Origin of the sequence: Chitinophaga tropicalis (assembly GCF_009758205.1) — a bacterium.
GTDB lineage: Bacteria > Bacteroidota > Bacteroidia > Chitinophagales > Chitinophagaceae > Chitinophaga > Chitinophaga tropicalis.
The window spans coordinates 14,849-34,066 of sequence record NZ_WRXN01000006.1; the positions used below are offsets into that span (position 1 = coordinate 14,849).

Below are 19,218 nucleotides of genomic sequence, written 5' to 3' on the forward strand. Positions count from 1 at the left end.
CATGCTTACGCAATCATTAAAAAATAAAGTTTCTACCCTCTGGGATAAATTCTGGAGTGGCGGCATATCCAATCCTCTAAATGCTATAGAGCAGATTACCTATCTGTTGTTTATGAAGCAATTGGATGAAACGGATAAACGCAAACTGAGTAATGCAGATTTTCTAGGTGAAAAATATATATCCATTTTCTCCGGTGAATATTATCCACCAGGTGTAGACGATAAAGACCCAAAGAATGCTGTTGATAAAGAAACTTTGCGCTGGAGTTACTGGACGAAAATGCCCGGTGAAGAAATGCTGTTACATGTGCAAAGCCGAGTTTTTCCCTTCATCAGACAACTGGAGGATGGTAATTCGTTTTTTACCAAACACATGGCCAATGCCACTTTCCTGATACCAAGTGGTCGTATGCTTACAGAAGCCACCAAAACCATTGATGATATTTATAATGAACTGGAAAAAGAAAACCGCTTTATAGATGCACAAGGTGATTTTTATGAATACTTGTTGGACGAGTTACGTAGCTCTGGGAAAAATGGGCAATTCCGTACGCCCACGCATGTAATAGAGTTAATTGTAGAACTTGTACAACCGCAACTGGGGCATCGTATTGCGGACCCGGCCAGTGGTACAGCGGGCTTTCTGCTGGGGGCTTATAAGTACCTGATCACACAGTTTACCAGCGATCGGTATAAACAGCCGGATGACAATGGTTTTATTCGCGGTACGCTCGCCGATAAACTGGTAGACGACAATGCCAAGAAAATGTTGAACGAAGCCACTTTCTTCGGTTTTGATATTGATCCTACCATGATCCGCATTGGGCTCATGAACCTGATGATGCACGGCATTACCAAACCGCAGATAGATTACAAAGATACCCTAAGCAAAAACTACAATGAAGATAATGCCTATGATATCGTAATGGCCAACCCACCTTTTACCGGTAGCATTGATAAGGGCGATCTGAACGAAACCTTTAGTTTAGCTACTACAAAATCGGAATTATTATTTGTAGAGCGTATATACAAAATGCTGCGCATGGGTGGCACGGCGGGCGTAGTAGTACCACAGGGCGTATTGTTTAGTAGTAGTAAAGCATTTAAAGATGTACGTAAAATACTGCTTGATAAATGCGAGCTGAAAGCGGTGATCAGTATGCCCAGCGGTGTGTTTAAGCCTTATGCCGGCGTGGCTACGGCCATACTCATTTTTACCAAAGGAGGTGAAACCAAAAATGTTTGGTTTTATGAAATGCAAAGCGATGGCCGGAGCCTAGATGACAAACGTAGTGAGTTAAAATCGCCAGATGGCGGTCGTGACTTTGGTGATCTACACAAAATCATTGATGCTTATAAAAAGCGTAACCCTAAAAAAGAAAGTGATCGTACGCACCAATATTTCTTTGTGTCTAAGAAGGAGATTGAAGAAAATGAGTATGATTTGAGTTTGAATAAGTACCAGAAAGACGTAGATAAAGAAATAATATTCGAAGAGCCAAAAAATATTTTGCAACGATTGAAGACAAACGAACAAACTATTTTATTAGACATAACTGAATTGGATTCTTACATAAAATGAAATTATATAAAATTGCAGATATAGGTAAAATCGTTTCTGGTTCAACTCCCAAAACAGGAATTGATAGTTACTGGAATGGTAATATTCCCTGGGTAACACCAAAAGAAATTAGCGCATTAGATACACCTTATCTAAATAATACTGAAAGGAAAATAACAGAAGAGGGCTATAAATCATGTTCGACCTATTTACTACCCAAAGGAAGCATTTTATTTTCATCTCGGGCTCCAATTGGTCTCGTCGCAATCGCCAATATTGAAGTTTGTACAAATCAGGGATTCAAGAGTGTCATTTTAAACAAGGGATTTTACCCTCTATATATTTATTATATACTAAAATACAATTCTGATCGGCTTCAGAGTTTAGGCGTTGGTACTACTTTTTTAGAACTTTCAAAATTAAGATTTGAACAATTTGAAATTCCTATACCCGATTATTCAGACCAAATTAAAATTGCTACTGTATTAAGTAAGGCGGAAGCACTTATCAGGCGACGTAAAGAAAGTATTGATTTACTGGATGAATTTTTGAAAAGTACTTTTTTGAAGATGTTTGGTGATCCAGTAAGGAATGAAAAAGGATGGAAGAAAAAAACTTTAGAAGAGCTTGTTGCAAAAGATTGCCCGTTAACATATGGCATTGTTCAACCTGGCGACGACTACCCTAATGGGGTACCTATTGTTAGACCTATGGATTTAACAAATGAAGATATATCTCTAAAAGGGTTGAAGCTAATCGATCCTGAAATTTCAGAGAAATTTAAAAGAACAATACTGGCAGGGAATGAAATATTGTTATGTGTTAGGGGAACGACTGGCGTTATTTCATTAGCTACAGATGAATTAGTAGGATGTAATGTAACCAGGGGAATTACTCCTATTTGGTTTTCGGAAGATGCATGTAAATTATTCATGTTCTATTTACTGAAATCTACTTCTATTCAAAATGAAATATCGAAAAAGACTTATGGAAGCGCATTGAGACAAATAAACCTGAGTGACATAAGAAAACTCGAATTGATTAACCCTCCAAATAAGCTTCAACGAAAATTTGAAGACATCGCAAAGCGGGCTCGGCTTCTCAAAACTCAATTTCAAAGCAGTTTGGCTGATTCAGAAAAGCTATATGCTTCCTTAAGCCAGCGAGCATTTAAAGGGGAATTAGATTTAAGCAGTTTTATTCTTGTAGAAGAAGAGGAATATTTTCCTGCAACTAATGACAGAACTGAGGAATGGCATTTTAATCAACCGAAAACGTTGAGTGTTTATAGGAAAGAAGAAGACAAAAGAAAGGACAATAAGACGAATAGGAAAACAACAGAAAAGAACAACTTGGCACATGTAGAAAAGCAGGACTGGACCCGTACCAGCTTTACAAATATTGCAGAAATAGTACGAATGCGTTTTTGGAATATCAACTTGAATCGTAGCTTTTATTTCAGTGCCGAGATGCTTTACAAGCATTTGCAACAAACTTTCGGAGACACAATCACCTACTTCACAACAAAAGAATTACTAATGAAGCCAAGCTTGCAGGAACGTGAAACATTCAAAGCATTTGTTGAAAATGCTTTGAATGACGAAAGATTTCCTATACGCTTTGAGCAACTATTTTATAATGCTGACGAAGAAAACTTTAATCTTGAAATCACCGAAGCTGATTTTGATTTGCTGGAAAAAGAATCAAAACAGATGCGATCCGGCATTTACTTTAAAATAAAATGAAACTACTTTCTGCAACCATATTAGGCAATGAAGACTTCAGAAGTCTCAAGGTGAATAAACAGTACAACTTCCGATCAGATACATCCGATGCTGAAGACGATGCAGGCTTTTCAGAAGAAACAGGAATAACGAAAATGATATTTACAGGCCTCAATGGTAGTGGGAAGTCTAATTTTCTCCAATTTCTGGCTGAAGCTTTTGCTTATCTTGATGCTTCGATCTCATTAAATAAATATAAGCCTGATGATGGTAATTTTGGCTTTGAAATTTGTTATTTACTTTTTTTGACCAAAGAAAAAGCCGAGCAAGTTGGCTTTAGTCTTGATGAGCATACTCAGGTAGAAATTCGTGTCAAAAAAAATTTTCTGCAAGAAGTTAAATTCTCAATACCAAGGCGACGAAAAGAAGTGCAAGAATACGCCGATAAAAAGCCAAGAAAAAAAACACTTGACCAGAATAGCTTTGAATTCAGCATTAGAAGATCTTCAAAAGATAATTACACCAGGGTCGATAAAAATTTTCATTTACTCCTTCCCAGTAAAGTGGTTGCTTATAGCTCGGGACATAATGAAATGCTCAGTAATCCTTTTTACAGGCTCAAGTACCGCCACTTTTTAGAGTTTGAAGCAAATGAAAGTAACGGTTACTTTCAGGATCGACTATTATTTTTAGACTATAATACTAGTCATTATATTGTTGTAGCAAACCTATTGCTTGCTCCAACACAAAAAGTGGAGGTACTTGAAAAGCAAGTATCAATAAGAGGATTAAAAAGCTTCAGGATAAGTATCAATTTCAGAGATTATGCCAAGAAGAAAATAAGAGTTAGCGCCCAACTAATTGAGCAGATTGAAAAGTTGAAAAAATGCGCTTCGTCCTGGATTGACAGAAATACCTCGTCCGAAAACATTCTAATTATAGATTTTATCGTTAACGAAAGCACCCAAGATGCCTTCAAATTTCACTTTAAGACAGCCTATCAGTTATTTAATGTTTTTATTCAATTACACATCTTGAATATACATGCCGTTGGCAAAGACTTGAGAGGGCAAATTGTAAAATCTCCAAAGTGGATCATTTTCGCGGATGAAATAGCTAAACACGCCCCATATGATCTTCCATTTAGATTGGAGAAAATAGAGATCAATAAGATAAAGTCGCTTGAGCCTTACGAAATACGGCCTAAGTATTTTAGGTCGCTATCCGATGGCGAGCAACAGTTTTTACATTTAGTTGGGACTATCATGCTTTTTGAAGAAGGAAATGTACTTTACCTATTTGATGAACCCGAAACACATTTTAATCCCCAATGGAAGTACAATTACTTTCAGATTCTTGATAGTGTTGCTTCAGAAATAGATTCTGATCTTTTATTAACAACCCATGATCCAGTTCTAATTTCAGGGATTAAGAAAGAACAACTTTTGATGTTTAGAAAATCAAAATCAGGAGAAGTTAGTATATCAAATCCTGATAAAGATATTGTCGGCATGGGCGCTGATGCAATTCTCACCAGTGAAATTTTTGGGTTAAATTCCACACTAGATCACGAAACCTTAAATGATATGATTGATAGGAGGAAATTGTTGGTCAAACAAGAAAAAGAAGGACTTACTCCTGAAGAAGATGTTACTCTTGGCGAATTAGCGGAAAAGCTTAAAGACATTGATTTTAATATTCCATTTGCTGATCCCCTTTATAAAGATTTTGTTCTTGCCCTACAAAACCTGGATAGTTATAAACGTACAAATTTGACACATAGAGAGGTTGAAGAACGGGAAGCCTTGGCTAGGGAAGTAATGCAAAAATTAAACGAAGAAGGCTTTTAATATGCGTTACATTAATATGGCTGGCTATAAGCCACGCGGTTGGCAAAGGAAAGCGGATGTGCATCTAAAAGCGTTAAGACATTGTGCAGACATGCAACAACGCAAAGCTTATCTAGATACTTCAACTCATAAGGTATGGAATGAGCATAAAAAAAAATTTGAGCGATTAAGCCATGGTAAATGTTGGTTCTCTGAAGCAAGAGCAACTGTTTCAGATTATGCAATTGAGCATTTCAGGCCTAAAAAAGGGGTTGATCTAATTAAGAGTAAGGATGAGTATCGTGAATGCAGAACAGCAACCGACCCTAACGGGTATTGGTGGCTGTCTTACGAGCTTGAGAACTTCCGTTTAGCGGCCTACAAACCTAATCAACTTAAGGCAAACTACTTTCCTTTAGAGGCTGGTAGCATCATCGCCAAGGAACTAGATAATTCGTGGCGTAAAGAAAAGTATATGTTACTTGACCCCTGTATTGAGGGAGATACAACATTATTAACGTATGATGGAGAAAGACCAATTGAAGCCAATCCAAACCCATTATCAATAGAGCATATTAGAGCAAGAATTTCAATAAAAGTATATGGATTGGACAGATTACAGAGGTTGAAAAGCGCTAGAGCCGTGGTGCTCCAGTACTTGAAAAATTACTACAACGAGGCCTCAAGGAATTGGAATGCGATGAATAGCAATAGAGGTAATAACCAAGAAGCATATCAATTAGCGAAAATTGGGTTTTCTAATAATTGTGGTTATATAATTGCGATGTTAAGACCAGATAAAGAATTTACAATGATGGTTTTGGCTTTCTTAAAAGGGATGAATAAACAATGGATTCGCGATCATATTCTAACCTTAGCCGAAAGGAAACGGTATATTTGACCGTGGAACTTCTACACTCCAATATTTAGATATAATCTATGTCATTCCGCAACGGTACTGGGCCTAATGGAAATGACATTCGCTATTTTGTTTGTGATACAAAAAACAATGCGCATCGGTTTCATAGTGCTTTTGTTATTTTCAGTAGCTATATAACTACTAAATTGTCTCATGATAGATTAATGCCGAATCCGTCACTCCCTTTGGCATTAATTTGGATCACCCGCTTTTCTTCGCGACAGGACGCTGTTCTTAATGCAGGCATAGTGTCTGTAAATTCATTGCAGGCATACTCACTTAAGCTTAAATTCTGGCCTTTTCTGGCAATATCTGGTGATAAACTGTGAAATCCGGCCCAAATCTTCGGCAAAAAGTGTCGAAAGTTGTAACCTTCTCTCCGCAACCGAGTAAAAGTGGGCATAATTGATTAAAATCGATCAATTATGCCCATTTCTTTATGGGTAATGTTATATTGGTTACCAGCAATGGCTTGTGGCATATTTGGAATTTTATTTGCCTGAATAGGTATTGCCTAATAATCAGAACGCATTTGCCATGTCTTTGTAATTTGAAATGTCGAAAGTTCAGTACCGTTTCGCAGCCATACGAAACGGCATTTTTTTAGGGCTTGGAAGAACCTTCTTTTGACATATCGTTTTTTATCTTCTCCCGATGTTGTACGCCCCATCGTGATAATGCACCAACGACCTCTTGCAGCGTTTCGCTGTAGGGTAGCAATTGATACTCTATGGTAACAGGATAACCAACGGAAACTTTTTTGACAATGAAGCCGTTCATTTCCAGTTCTTTCAATTCACTTGATAGAACCCTCGCAGAAATCCCGTTTACCATTCGCTGAAGCTCCGTAAACCTATTATTGCCCCTTGCCATAGCGATGATTATCATGAGCTTCCATTTCCCCCCGATTGCATAGAGTGCATCGCTGACAGAAGATAACAGCTTGTGGCAATCCTCGGAAAATTCTTTAGTGCTTTTCTCTGTTTCGTTTTGTTCCTTCATACGCTACTTTTATAAAATTACTCGCTAACCTTTAGGTAACGACTAACAAATTGTAAGCGAACAAACGGTAATTTTGTCAGATAATTAAAAAATGACAGAAAATATGAAACGATTAGAGGACAAGGTTATCGTAATCACAGGAGCAAGCAATGGAATTGGACTTGCATCGGCAAAATTGTTTGTACAGCATGGAGCTTATGTTTATATAACAGGGCGTAACCAAGAAACGCTGGACGAAGCAGTTGCCGCAATCGGCAGCAATGTAACAGCGGTAAAGAGTGATGTTTCAAGTCTGGCGGACATTGACCATCTTATATCAGAAGTGCAGTCCGCTCATGGAAGAATTGACGTGCTTATCTCAAATGTTGGTATTGCGCAATGGGAACCGCTCGGACATATAACCGAAGAGTCTTTTGATGAACTTTTCACAACTAACGTCAAAGGAACCGTGTTCCTTGTGCAAAAGTCATTGCCATTGATGAAGAACGGTGGTTCGATAATTCTTACAGGGTCTGTAAGCGGCAACAAAGGTACGCCTGCCATGAGTGTTTATAATGCAACCAAGGCAGCCGTAAGGAACTTTGCAAGAAGCTGGGCGTTAGACCTGAAAGGAACAGGTATCCGTATCAATGTTCTTTCCCCAGGTGCAACATCCACCGATAATGTAATTAAAAACCTCACGGCTATTGGACAGTTGGAAGCTATTCAGGCAGGAATAGAACAACAGTCTCCGCTTGGGCGTATGGGTGAACCGGGCGAGGTCGCATCGGCATCACTTTTCCTTGCCTCAGATGAAAGCAGGTTTATGACTGGAAGCGAACTGTTTGTAGATGGTGGAGCAGGTCAGATTTAATAACAAATGTACCTGCTGCATCAAACTATAAAATAGATTTTAACAGTAAATAAAACAAATAAAATTATGTCATTAGAAATTTTGAAAACCAAAGGAGAATTAAGGGATTTGATAGATGCCTATGCGTATTTGGGTGATGATAAAAAGATTGGCGAACAAATGAAATTGTTTGCACCTGATGCAATCTATAAGGTGTACATGAACGGCGTTGAGGTAGCCAATATCGCAGGAACAGATAAGCTTGAAAAAGAATATTAGCGGACACGCCGCAGAGGTGAAAACCTATTTTACATTGAACGGGCAACATACCGTACAGATTAATGGCGAGATAGCTACAGGTGTATCCTTTTCCCAACTAAAGATGGTAAGGGAAAAAGACGGTAAAGACATACTTACAGATTATAGCGTCAGGTACGATGACAAGTATGTGTATCAAAACGGAAAGTGGCTGATTAAAGAACGTATCGGAAACTTCTTAATAGTCGACAGTAAGCCATTAAACAATTAATTACTTAGAATATGAAAATAAAAAAAATCGTTACGATTTCGCTCACTGTACTGGTTGGCTTGATGGTTATTACAAGCGGACTGATGAAAGCCATCCATTTGCCGTGGTCGGTGGCGGGGCTAGTGAAATTTAATCTGCCTAACTCCGCAACTGTACTTGGCTTAATGGAGATGGCATTTGCCATCCTGTTTATCTTCCCAAAAACATTGCGCATCGGCTTCATTTTACTTAGCTGTTATTTTGCAGGAGCAATGGCTACAGAGTTATCACATGACGGCTCAATGCTAAACCCTGCAATACCTTTGGCTCTGGTTTGGATTACAGCATATATTCGGGACAGGGAACTGTTTTTAGGCACTCCCCAATAACGGTATCATCATTGACGAGACTATTGGATGATGGTTCAGGCGAAAATGAAACGCCCCGAAAAAACGAGGATAGTCATAGATGATGAAATTCCGTTGAGTGGGTAATTGCAACACCGTAAGAATATAATTGGTAAGAAAAAGTAAACGGCCCTGGTGTTGAATACAAAATTTTGGATTGCACAATACAACACGACAACTGTCACATTGTATTGTGCAATTTGGCAAAAAGCTCGATTCAATTTCCTCTTTTACTTAAACTTAAATTCCGGTCTATTCCGGCAATATCTGGCTATAAACTGTGAAATTCGGCCCAAATCTTCAGCAAAAAGTGTCGAAAGTTGTAACCGTCTCACCGCAAGGAAATAAAAAGCTCACGCTAAGCGTGGGCTTTTTTATTTTGGTCGAGTTCCTTCCTATAGATTAAATCAATTTCAGCCTTCTAAATAGCCTCCGTTGCTCCTTGCCCCGATAGTTGCATAACACCCCAAGGGAAGCCCTAATGCAATAAAGCATAAGAACCACCATACAGTACAGCACCTTGCTCACCGCAAGCTATCGATATGGGAAGTCCAGAAAACTTATGTAGTATTCATATTATGCTTACCAGGACGGAAAGCATAGATTGGATGAACTCCAATCATAATGCAAATGCATGATATATAAATTAAATATCAAAATTTATCACCAAATAACATTATGATTTTAATAATTTACGCCTATATAGCATTAATATGGTTTTGCATCAGAGGTCGCTTACATTTGATTACTATTAACTTGTAAAGTAGATAACAATAGGTGATTCTCTTGCATTAGTAGACGATAATGTTCAACCACGATAATACCAGCAGGATTATAATATGCCGTTTTGATACACGATAAACCTTATTGTATAGGCTGTGGTGGGTTTTGCAGGCTGAAGGCTTCGTTCGTGGGACATTCTTGCCTATAATAGTACATCGCGTTACGAGATTTGTCAACATAAACAGAACTCCAGGGATTTAAGATTGTCCCATTGGAAAATTGTATTTTTAACACTACAACCCTTATGTAAATATTTCCTGCAAAAATGATGTAAACCAATCCTTATGACATTAATCTCCCGTGCTAATACTTTCAAAGTTCCCTTCATTACTGGAGACTTGGTACTATCTTCTAAGAAGAAAACACCTTTTGTTCCGCCAACAATCAATTACGACGTCTCAACCTTACTTAACGATGAAGATATAAAATACTTTCCTAATGATATGGCTCAGAAAATCTATATCATCACTCCACACCTTATACTCGCGATGGCTGGTGTTGTAGCGGAAATGAAGGCATTTTTAAAAGATCTAAAAATACGCTGCAGCTATTATAATGATTTGCAACCTGAACATATTCATCAATTCCTGAAGGAGTATGATCTGCGCAAAAACTATTCTGGCTCAGCATTCTTCATGATGCTGAGCAACCATGGAGACAATAACAAACTGCAGGTCTCGCATTTCGATTCCGGAGAATGGGATGAATTGAACACGCCCATATTCAATGACCTTAGCTCAATTGGCAGCGGATCTGAGACCTTTAATCTTTGGGCTAGTCAGGAGATCAATTTTGAAACCACTTCTACACTTGGCAATCCTGATTATGCACTAACTGTCAGTGTTTGCCAGGCTGCTCGACTTTTAGGTATTGAACGGGTAACGCTGGCAACCATAAAGAAAGCGTGGGGTGCCGGCTATGAAGTAGCATTTTACACCGGCACGCACTTTATTAAATTAGATGAGATCGTGTATCTAATTTTTGAATGTGCTTATGACGAGGAAGGGAATATCAGTGACCCGGTACTGACTAAAGCAATGTACTATTACTACTACCCTGAAATCCTCCGTATCACTTCTTTGGACATACTGGAAGCACAAGTAATAGAGAAGGGTTCACAACTAGAAATTCGAGGACAAAGAATACAGGTGGGTTATTTTGATATTCCTTCCCTGGACATAGGTATTATCCAGTCCTCTGATAATCTGCCTGATGATCTGTCGTTTTATACAGAACGTGTTGCCGCCTCCATAGTGGTAACCCAAAAGGAGGCCGGCATTTATGACATGGCTTTTTTTAATGAAGGGCGAGATGGGTTCGTGAAATTCCAGTCCAATGAATCCTTTACTGTATCGCTACCTACAGAAATAATGGAGAAAATGCGTGCCGGAGCAAAGAAGGCATTCCTCAAGGTGTAACTAAAGATAGGTCACTTTAAATACAACCCTGGACAGAATACAACTACAGATTGGAATTGCGTCTGAATCCACCCATATATAAATGCAGGAAATGCCAGATATTATATTTTCAAAACAGGTTACTATTAAACCTGGCATTGGGGAGGCGTTAATTATAAGTAGCACCATCGCCCTTGGAGTAAAGCTCCATCTTATTCCCAATTCAGGCAATATATACCAACCTCGAACTTTTATCATACTATATTCACCGAATTTGGCTCAAACAGCTACCAAATCCTGCATAATTTGGTTCGAGGTTCCGATGCCTGGGGCCGCAGAAAAGCAAAACCAGCTCATAGAGCGGGTTTTGCTTTTTAAACCTATTTTGATGAATATCTAAGATATTTGTTGTCAACCACAAAAGCATTCGAAATCAATAATAGCTTTAAGATCTGTAATTACCCATCTAAGCATTTATTTTCCTTATTCTCTGTTACGCTAACTGAATTCCCATATGAAGCTTTTGTTTCAGCAATTCTTTTGATAATCGGGTTGTATGCTGCTCTATTTTCCCCAGTCTGCTCATCTTCAATTGTGAATTTCCCAATACGTCTTCAACAATAATCGTATTGCCATTCTTATAAACGGTTTTACTTCCTGTTGGTACCGTGCTAGCAAAGCCAAACACTTCCTGCTCTTTATTCTATATTTCTCAATAATTGCTTAATCCATTTCATGCAAGGATAGACTACTATATGATGCATTACATTGTCCGGTGCCGGACAGGAAATGGCCATTTACGGACAATTACAAGCCTATTATTAAGCATAAACAGGCTGTATCTGAATAGAAACAGCCTGTTTAATGAGTTGGCACCGCCTTTGTACGATAAAATAGAAACTAATAACCTGAACATATGCGCAGGACTTATTTGGGCGAATTCGAAGAAATGGTTTTACTGATGGTCGCCCTCCTTAACGGAGAAGGGTATGGTGTAACGATAAGTGAGGCCCTCGCAGAGCATACGGGACGGATCGTTACGTTCGGCACCGTACATAACACGCTAATCCGTTTGGAAGAGAAAGGATTTGTGACATCTGAACTGGGTGGGGCCACGACCGAACGCGGGGGAAGACGTAAACGGCTATTCCGGATCACTGCTCCGGGAAGTCGGGCGCTGCAGGAAATTCAACAGCTCCGCCAAAACCTCTGGTCGTTATTACCCCCCGACATCCTTCAACCTGGTAACGTATGAAATCTCCTGTTCAACCACCGCGCTGGGCCCAGTGGTTACTCATTAGACTACATCCTGACGATACGTTGGAGGAAGTATCAGGTGATCTGGATGAGTTGTATACGTACTGGTATAAGCGTTCAGGCAAAGCCAGGGCAACACTTTATTATCTTCTGAATGTGATGTCGGTATTACCGCCATTTGTACGCAGAAGAAAAACGGATAAACAATATTATCGACAACCAGATTACCCAGCCACTTTCAGCATAAAAACCATGATGATTCAGAATTATCTAAAAATCGCATTTCGAAATTTAAAACGTCAAAAAGTATCAACCAGTATTAATATAATTGGTTTAGCCATCGGATTGGCTACCTGCATACTGATCATGCTTTATGTACAGGATGAATTATCGTATGATCGCTATAATGAGAAGGCAGACCGAATTTTCCGGGTCGGACTCAGGGCGCGGTTAAACGGTGAGGACGTTAGTGGCCCCATATTAGGTCCAAATGCTGCACGGGACTTACAACAGGAAATTCCGGAAATATTAAAAGCTACACGCCTGCTAAGAGGAGCTGAGTTTGTTAGTAACGGAACCAGTTCATTTAAAGAAGATAACCTGCTGTATGCCGACTCAAATTTTTGTGAAGTGTTCACCATTCCATTTCTGAAAGGAGATCCGAAACAGGCACTGACCGAGCCAAACACTGTGGTATTGACCGAAGAAACTGCACGGAAATACTTCGGCAATCAGAACCCGGTCGGGAAAGTCTTATTATTCAGCCGTGAAAAGACACCTCATCGAATTACAGGCGTGGTCAAAAATGTACCCGCAAACGCTCATTTCCGGTTCGATATGCTGGTTTCTTCACCTGGTTATGATGAGCAGCATATAGGATGGATATATAGCATAAACTATTACACCTACGTGGTTCTGCCTGAGAAATACAATTATAAAGAGTTAGAGGCTAAAATTAGCCGGCTGGCTGAAAAACAGATTGGCGGTGAATTAGAGGGATTTCTACACCTTACGCTGAAACAATTTCGTGAGAAGGGTGATGATTTCGGGGTTTTTCTTCAGCCACTCACTAGTATTCATTTACATTCCCCATTCGGCGGAAATGAGTTAACCCCAGGGGGAAACATGCTATACGTATATGTGCTTCTGGCCATTGCGGCCTTTATGTTACTGATAGCTTGCGTGAACTTCATGAACCTCGCGACGGCCACGGCAGTACGGCGTTCGCGCGAGATAGGGGTACGTAAAGTATTAGGGTCGGTAAAAGGGCAATTGCAACAACAGTTTTTGATCGAATCGGTTCTGCTGGCGATTGCAGCACTGATAGTCGGCTTGCTGATTGTAGGCCTGTCTTTGCCCTTCTTTAATCAGTTAACTGGCAAGATACTTACGTTGAGTTTACTAACCAACGCATTCGTAGCCACTGGTTTGGTGGTAGGAACTGTGTTGGTAGGCCTGTTGGCAGGTAGTTATCCGGCTTTTTACCTGTCTTCGTTTAAGCCTGTCGTGATCTTGAAAGGGCGGATCACAGCTGGACGCGGAAACTTTAATCTGCGAAGTGGTTTGGTAGCGTTTCAATTTTTTGTCACCATTTCAATGATTATTGCCACCGTTACCGCAGATCGGCAACTACGTTACATGCAAAGGCAGAAAATTGGTTTCAATCGTGAACAAGTGCTGATCGTTCATAACACACAAATGCTTAGCGATAACGAAACCTTGTTTCGGGATAAGATTATCCAGTCTCCGTTGGTAGTCACGGGAAGTATTTCAGGACAGGTACCCATTGGAAATTCGGCCCATGATAACAGTCCCATAATGTCCAGAGAAAATCCTGATAAAGCAGTAATGAGCCGATTCTATAAAGTAGATAATGATTATATTCCTACGTTGGGGATGCATGTGGTGCAGGGACGTAATTTTTCTAAAAATCTCTCTACCGATTCCTCAGCTGTTATTTTGAATGAAACAGCTGTACGGGCCTTAGGTTGGCAGCAGAACCCGATCGGAAGAGAACTGATTGGTCACATTGATGATAATGGTGTGAAAACATATTACAGGGTTATTGGCGTCGTAAGCGACTTCCATTTTGAATCCCTACGTCAGAAAATCGGGCCTTTAGCCATGTTCCTGGGTGGGAATTCAGGCAATATTCTAATCAAAACGCGTCCTGGTAAACTTCCACAGTTTCTCGCATCACTGAAACAGCAGTGGGAGTCATTTTCACCCGCAGCACCTTTCTCCTATTCGTTTTTAGATGACCGGTTTAAACAGGTTTATATCGGCGAGCAAAAGATAGAACAGGTATTGACCCTCTTTTCTGGCCTGACTATCTTTATTGCCTGCCTGGGGTTATTCGGATTGGCGACCTTCACTGCAGAACAGCGGACAAAAGAGATTGGCGTTCGGAAAGTATTGGGTGCATCTGCCGGTAGTGTTGTAACGCTGCTTTCCCTGGATTTTCTAAAACCTATTGTGATAGCGCTAGCGATGGCTTCCCCAGTGGCCTGGTGGGGTATGAATCAATGGTTGAAGGAATTTGCCTATAAGGTTACGGTTGACTGGTGGTTTTTTGCACTGGCAGGATTGCTGGCAATCGGAATTGCTTTGCTGACGGTGAGTTTTCAAAGTATCAAAGCCGCGCTGACAAATCCTATAAAAAGCTTACGCAGTGAATAGTACATTCATCTGGTTAACCCTTTATTTCTGAAATAAATTTTGCTTAAATAATTGAATTTGATACAAATCATCTGCAAACTGGTTCGAACTTTGTCCCCGATAGCCCGCAAAAAAGCAAGACCCGCTCATAGAGTGGGTCTTGCTTTTTTATACATAATCATGAACCCCTAACTTGTTTGTTTTCAACTACATTTAAGGGATCAATGGATCAATACCAAAAGTTGTGGAGCAAGTTGTGGATCAAGTTGAAACTTAAGTTCGAAATCAATTGAATTTTCTAATGTAGCAATTCCCTGTTAATGTTAATTAACTTTTTAGCAGTGCAAATAAGCTCGTGTTGATATACAATATTTCCTTCCACACACGCCTGGATTCTAATATCCCGATCTCTTCCAATCCTTTCAGATATTTAGATGCAGTAATTCTTGATACACCTAATCGCTCAATCACATATTCAATTCTACAATAAGGCTGTTCAAATAATAGCTCTACCAACTCCTTATCATATAGCTTTTCAGCCTCAAGTTTTATTTTCTCCTGTGTGGCAATAAATAACCTATTAATCTCTTTAATCTGATTAAAGGTTTGCTTTGCAGTTTGCTCGATTCCGTTCAGGATATAAAGAATCCATTCTTCCCATTCTCCACTTATGCGCACTTTCTGCAACAGTCTGTAATAGTCAGATTTATTCTTTATTATGAAATCACTCAGGTATAATATCGGACTATCAATCATTCCATGAATGATCAAATAAAGCACATTGATGATTCTTCCGGTGCGACCATTACCATCATAGAAGGGATGAATACTTTCAAACTGATAATGTTGCACTGCCAGTTTAATAAGGGGAGAAAGATCGTCTTTATCATTTAAATATTCTTCCAGGTTTTTCATCAGATTAAGGATTGTATCATAGTCATCAGGGGGAGTGTAAATAACTTCTCCTGTAGCTCCATTACGCAATGCTGTTCCTGGTAATTTTCGTATACCGGCATTATTCTCTTCCAGCTTTTGTTGAATACTGACAATTGAATTGGTGTTTAAAAATCCCTTCTGCCTGATAAAACTGAATCCATATAAAACTGCTTCCCGATAGCGAAGCACCTCCTTCGTTGCCGGATCAACTAAGGATGTATCGGCAGATAATGCCTGATAAAGTTTATCCTGAGTTGTAATAACATTTTCAATCTCTGAACTAGCACTTGCTTCTTTTAAGATAACTGCATTGAGCAAGATATTGGGGTTGGGTAAAATATTGGCCAATCCTTTTAATTCTGCTAAAGCCACTGATGAATTAACCAATTGCCTTAATATAGGCAGGGTTTCTATCACCGTTCTTTGTGGAGGCAGTGGAATAAGATCATTATATGGCTTATCAGGTTTCATACATAGAAATTATACATGAGGCAATTGTCATGTAAAGATAATTCACTTTTTTATACATGACAACAATTGGGCAAAGAAAAATTACATTTAAACAATTCATTATCAATAATATAATACTATTATCAGGTGCAGATATAGTGTAGCCAGTCGCTGATATTTTTGGAAGGTGATTTGGCAACACTGATGTTTCGATATCAAACCATGCATCCCCCCAGTGTGTAAATGAAATTTGATCGTTATCTGGCTTTCAAGAGATTTTTAATTTCATTTCACCAATAAAGTTGTGAATCTTAGATAAATCATCTATAAACAAGTTCGAAAGTTGTCCCTCGTAGCCCGCAGGAAAATTTAAAAAGCCTTCAAATCTTTGGATTTGAAGGCTTTTTAAGTTCAAAGAATTTCTCTTAATTTTTATTTCTTTACTCTATAAAATTAATTGTCAATTATTTATGGAGTCGAAATGCCTTGTTCCTCATTTATTTTACCTCAAAAAACAAGTCAAATGAATATCAGTATCATTCAAACTCCTTGATAACGTAACGATAGCCATATCCACTGTAAAAAATAACTTTGTTGACATTGCTTTTGGCATCAGTTAGTTTGCATCAACCCTAAAGGCAAATTCATAGAATCCTTTACCTTTTACATATACTTCTTTAACAGGCAACTTCAAATACCACCTATTCTGTCTTGCACCAAACCTCATTTTCCAGAGAGCATTCTTCTGCACCCAATTATTAAAATTTCCGCTGACATATACGCTTTGGGTAGCGTTACCTGCATAAGTAAATTCGATTTCATCACCAGTGATGGTATATCCACTTTGACTATTTTGGAAAAAGAAAGGCATTATGAGACAGAAAATTAAAAGCTTCATTGTAATATTTCTTTATTCATTTTAGAAAAAAAATTACCTGCGCTACATTTGTATCTCAATAAATGATTGCCTGAAGGTTTTTTATTGTGGATGATCAATGCGTGGTCTTGTCTCGAATGGTTTTGACTGTCAAAGGGTATACAAATAAACTTCCACGATAGAAAAATTACGATGAAGTTTACGAAGTTTTATTAATTGCCTGCTATTTTCAAACGTCTTTTAAACATGATAAATTAGCCCACTACCTTTATCTAACGATTTGATAGTTATCATATCTTCGGAAGACAACTCAAAGTCAAATACATTGAAATTTTCATTTATCCTTTTCAAATTTGCTGATTTCGGAATAACCACGACTTCTTTTTGAATTAACCATCGTAGAGCCACTTGGGCAATGCTCTTATTATATTTGCTTGAAAGCGCTTTTAAAAGTTCATTATTAAAAATATTGTTTTTACCCTGGGCAAAGGGAGCCCATGACTCCAACTGGATGCCTTGAAATTTCAAAGCTTTCTGCATTTCTGTTTTTTGGGAAAATGGATGTGTCTCCACTTGATTAACTGCTGGTATCACACTATGCTGCTTAAGTAAATTCTGAATCTGATTCATATTGAAATTACTTACACCTATAGCCCTTACTTTACCTTCTTTATATAATTCTTCCATTGCTGTCCAGGAGGAATTTATGTCTCCCTGCGGGATATGGATCAGGTACAGATCAATATAGTCAAGCCCCAATTTTTTTAGTGATGCTTCAAAGGTGCGCTTTGCTTTTTCATACCCTTGATCCACTGGCAAAAATTTTGTGGTCACAAAGATCTCTTCTCGTTTGACATTACTTTTTTTGATCGCTCTACCCACCGATTCCTCATTATAGTATGCCGCAGCTGTGTCGATCAGTCTGTAGCCGATATTTAAAGCATTCAGCACAGAATGCTCACACTCTAAACCGTCTCGAAGCAAGTAAGTACCAAAACCAAGCAGCGGCATTCTTATGCCGTTATTTAATGTTATGTTCATCACTTTATAACTATCTGAATGCTGTTTTCCCATAAGTTTTTAATGGCGTCTAAGCTTTCCGGTCTATCACCTTGTCCAGATTTTCTGGATACCGGCCGCCCTTGGCTTCGATGCTATCTGCGCCCCGGGTGATCGTGCTTAGCTCCGTGGGAGAAAGCTCCAGAGCCGCCGCGCCGATATTTTCCTTCACGCGTTCCGATTTCGTGGTACCCGGGATCGGAACGATCCATGGCTTCTGTGCCAGGATCCAGGCGAGCGCCACCTGCGCAATGGAGGCTCCCTTCTCCGTCGCAACGCGGTCAAGAACATCCACAAAGGCTTGATTAGCTTCCATGTTTTCTTTCTGAAAACGTGGGAAGTAACTCCGGCCATCCTCTTTCTTAAAGATCGTGTCGGCATTCATTTTGCCGGTCAGAAAGCCTCTGCCAAGTGGGCTGAAGGGCACAAAGCCGATGCCGAGCTCCTCAAGCAGGGGAAAGACCTTTTCTTCAGGCTCGCGCCACCAAAGGGAGTACTCGCTCTGCAGCACCGTCACAGGTTGCTCGGCGTGGGCTTTACGGATGTTTACTACCCCAGCCTCTGATAGCCCGAAGTGTTTCACCTTACCCGAGGCAATGAGATCCTTCACTGTGCCAGCCACATCCTCAATGGGAACGGCCGGATCAACGCGGTGCTGGTAGAGAAGATCGATCGTATCGATACGCAGGCGCCTGAGTGATGCGTCCACCACTTTGCGGATTGTCTCCGGGCGACTGTCGAGTTCAGCGTTCGATCCATTCTTGAATCCAAATTTGGTGGCGATCACCACCTTGCCCTTGAACGGCTCCAGAGCCTCTCCCACGATGTCCCCGTTGGTGTAAGGGCCATAAACCTCTGCAGTATCAAAGAAGGTGATACCCTGTTCCACGGCGTCGCGTAACACGCGAATGGCTTCATTCCGGTCCGGCTGGTTAGCGTAACCATGGCTTAATCCCATGCAGCCGAAACCAAGTTCGGACACTTCTAATCCGGAGGTTCCTAATTGTCGTGTTTTCATT

General features: G+C 39.7%; 16 protein-coding genes. 11 read left to right on the plus strand and 5 right to left on the minus strand.

Annotated features, from left to right (window positions below; all coding sequences use genetic code 11):
* The first annotated feature begins 1 nt into the window (after nucleotide 1).
* From GO493_RS14725 to GO493_RS14740, 4 genes are read left to right on the plus strand one after another with little or no spacing between them, the layout of a single operon-like run.
* Nucleotides 2-1,582, plus strand: coding sequence for a class I SAM-dependent DNA methyltransferase (locus GO493_RS14725; RefSeq protein WP_157306970.1), 1,581 nt, complete (start codon nucleotides 2-4; stop codon nucleotides 1,580-1,582).
* Nucleotides 1,579-3,306 (plus strand): restriction endonuclease subunit S, encoded by a 1,728-nt coding sequence (locus GO493_RS14730; protein WP_157306971.1) that lies wholly within the window; start codon nucleotides 1,579-1,581, stop codon nucleotides 3,304-3,306. The genes GO493_RS14725 and GO493_RS14730 overlap by 4 nt, the downstream gene beginning before the upstream one ends.
* Complete coding sequence (locus GO493_RS14735) at nucleotides 3,303-5,135, plus strand: restriction system-associated AAA family ATPase (RefSeq protein ID WP_157306972.1); 1,833 nt, start codon at nucleotides 3,303-3,305, stop codon at nucleotides 5,133-5,135. The genes GO493_RS14730 and GO493_RS14735 overlap by 4 nt, the downstream gene beginning before the upstream one ends.
* A gap of 16 nt (nucleotides 5,136-5,151) precedes the next feature.
* Nucleotides 5,152-6,015 (plus strand): hypothetical protein, encoded by an 864-nt coding sequence (locus GO493_RS14740; protein WP_232538851.1) that lies wholly within the window; start codon nucleotides 5,152-5,154, stop codon nucleotides 6,013-6,015.
* 621 nt (nucleotides 6,016-6,636) lie between these two features.
* On the opposite strand, the gene GO493_RS14745 is transcribed toward GO493_RS14740, so the two are convergent.
* Nucleotides 6,637-7,035, minus strand: a complete 399-nt coding sequence (locus GO493_RS14745) for a winged helix-turn-helix transcriptional regulator (RefSeq protein WP_157306974.1) — start codon at nucleotides 7,033-7,035, stop codon at nucleotides 6,637-6,639.
* A gap of 103 nt (nucleotides 7,036-7,138) precedes the next feature.
* Between GO493_RS14745 and GO493_RS14750 the strand changes: the two genes are divergently transcribed.
* The 7 genes from GO493_RS14750 (at nucleotide 7,139) to GO493_RS14775 (ending at nucleotide 14,898) form a co-directional block, all read left to right on the plus strand.
* A complete protein-coding gene (locus GO493_RS14750) occupies nucleotides 7,139-7,888 on the plus strand; it encodes an SDR family NAD(P)-dependent oxidoreductase (RefSeq protein WP_157306975.1) in 750 nt (249 codons plus the stop codon).
* Between the two features lie 66 nt (nucleotides 7,889-7,954).
* The gene (locus GO493_RS30845; RefSeq protein ID WP_198315717.1) at nucleotides 7,955-8,146 is read left to right on the plus strand and encodes a hypothetical protein; all 192 of its coding nucleotides are present in this window, start codon (nucleotides 7,955-7,957) and stop codon (nucleotides 8,144-8,146) included.
* Nucleotides 8,130-8,396, plus strand: a complete 267-nt coding sequence (locus GO493_RS30850; RefSeq protein ID WP_198315718.1) for a nuclear transport factor 2 family protein — start codon at nucleotides 8,130-8,132, stop codon at nucleotides 8,394-8,396. Before GO493_RS30845 ends, GO493_RS30850 begins: the two co-directional genes overlap by 17 nt.
* An 11-nt stretch (nucleotides 8,397-8,407) precedes the next feature.
* The gene (locus tag GO493_RS14760; protein WP_157306976.1) at nucleotides 8,408-8,764 is read left to right on the plus strand and encodes a DoxX family protein; all 357 of its coding nucleotides are present in this window, start codon (nucleotides 8,408-8,410) and stop codon (nucleotides 8,762-8,764) included.
* Nucleotides 8,765-9,849: 1,085 nt separating this feature from the next.
* The gene (locus tag GO493_RS14765) at nucleotides 9,850-10,983 is read left to right on the plus strand and encodes an Ntn hydrolase family protein (protein WP_157306977.1); all 1,134 of its coding nucleotides are present in this window, start codon (nucleotides 9,850-9,852) and stop codon (nucleotides 10,981-10,983) included.
* Nucleotides 10,984-11,923: 940 nt separating this feature from the next.
* On the plus strand, nucleotides 11,924-12,217 hold the full coding sequence (locus GO493_RS14770) for a PadR family transcriptional regulator (protein WP_198315719.1): 294 nt from the start codon (nucleotides 11,924-11,926) through the stop codon (nucleotides 12,215-12,217).
* The gene (locus GO493_RS14775) at nucleotides 12,214-14,898 is read left to right on the plus strand and encodes an ABC transporter permease (RefSeq protein ID WP_198315720.1); all 2,685 of its coding nucleotides are present in this window, start codon (nucleotides 12,214-12,216) and stop codon (nucleotides 14,896-14,898) included. Before GO493_RS14770 ends, GO493_RS14775 begins: the two co-directional genes overlap by 4 nt.
* Nucleotides 14,899-15,204: 306 nt before the next feature.
* Here the strand turns inward: GO493_RS14775 and GO493_RS14780 are convergent, their stop codons facing one another.
* The 4 genes from GO493_RS14780 to GO493_RS14795 all read right to left on the minus strand — a co-directional run bounded on the left by GO493_RS14780 (nucleotide 15,205) and on the right by GO493_RS14795 (nucleotide 19,217).
* Nucleotides 15,205-16,284, minus strand: a complete 1,080-nt coding sequence (locus tag GO493_RS14780) for a Fic family protein (protein WP_157306979.1) — start codon at nucleotides 16,282-16,284, stop codon at nucleotides 15,205-15,207.
* 595 nt (nucleotides 16,285-16,879) lie between these two features.
* Complete coding sequence (locus GO493_RS14785) at nucleotides 16,880-17,161, minus strand: hypothetical protein (RefSeq protein WP_157306980.1); 282 nt, start codon at nucleotides 17,159-17,161, stop codon at nucleotides 16,880-16,882.
* A gap of 219 nt (nucleotides 17,162-17,380) precedes the next feature.
* Nucleotides 17,381-18,214 (minus strand): aldo/keto reductase, encoded by an 834-nt coding sequence (locus tag GO493_RS14790; protein WP_157306981.1) that lies wholly within the window; start codon nucleotides 18,212-18,214, stop codon nucleotides 17,381-17,383.
* Between the two features lie 16 nt (nucleotides 18,215-18,230).
* Entirely contained in the window at nucleotides 18,231-19,217 is a 987-nt protein-coding gene (locus GO493_RS14795) for an aldo/keto reductase (RefSeq protein ID WP_157306982.1), read from the minus strand.
* Nucleotide 19,218 lies beyond the last annotated feature (1 nt).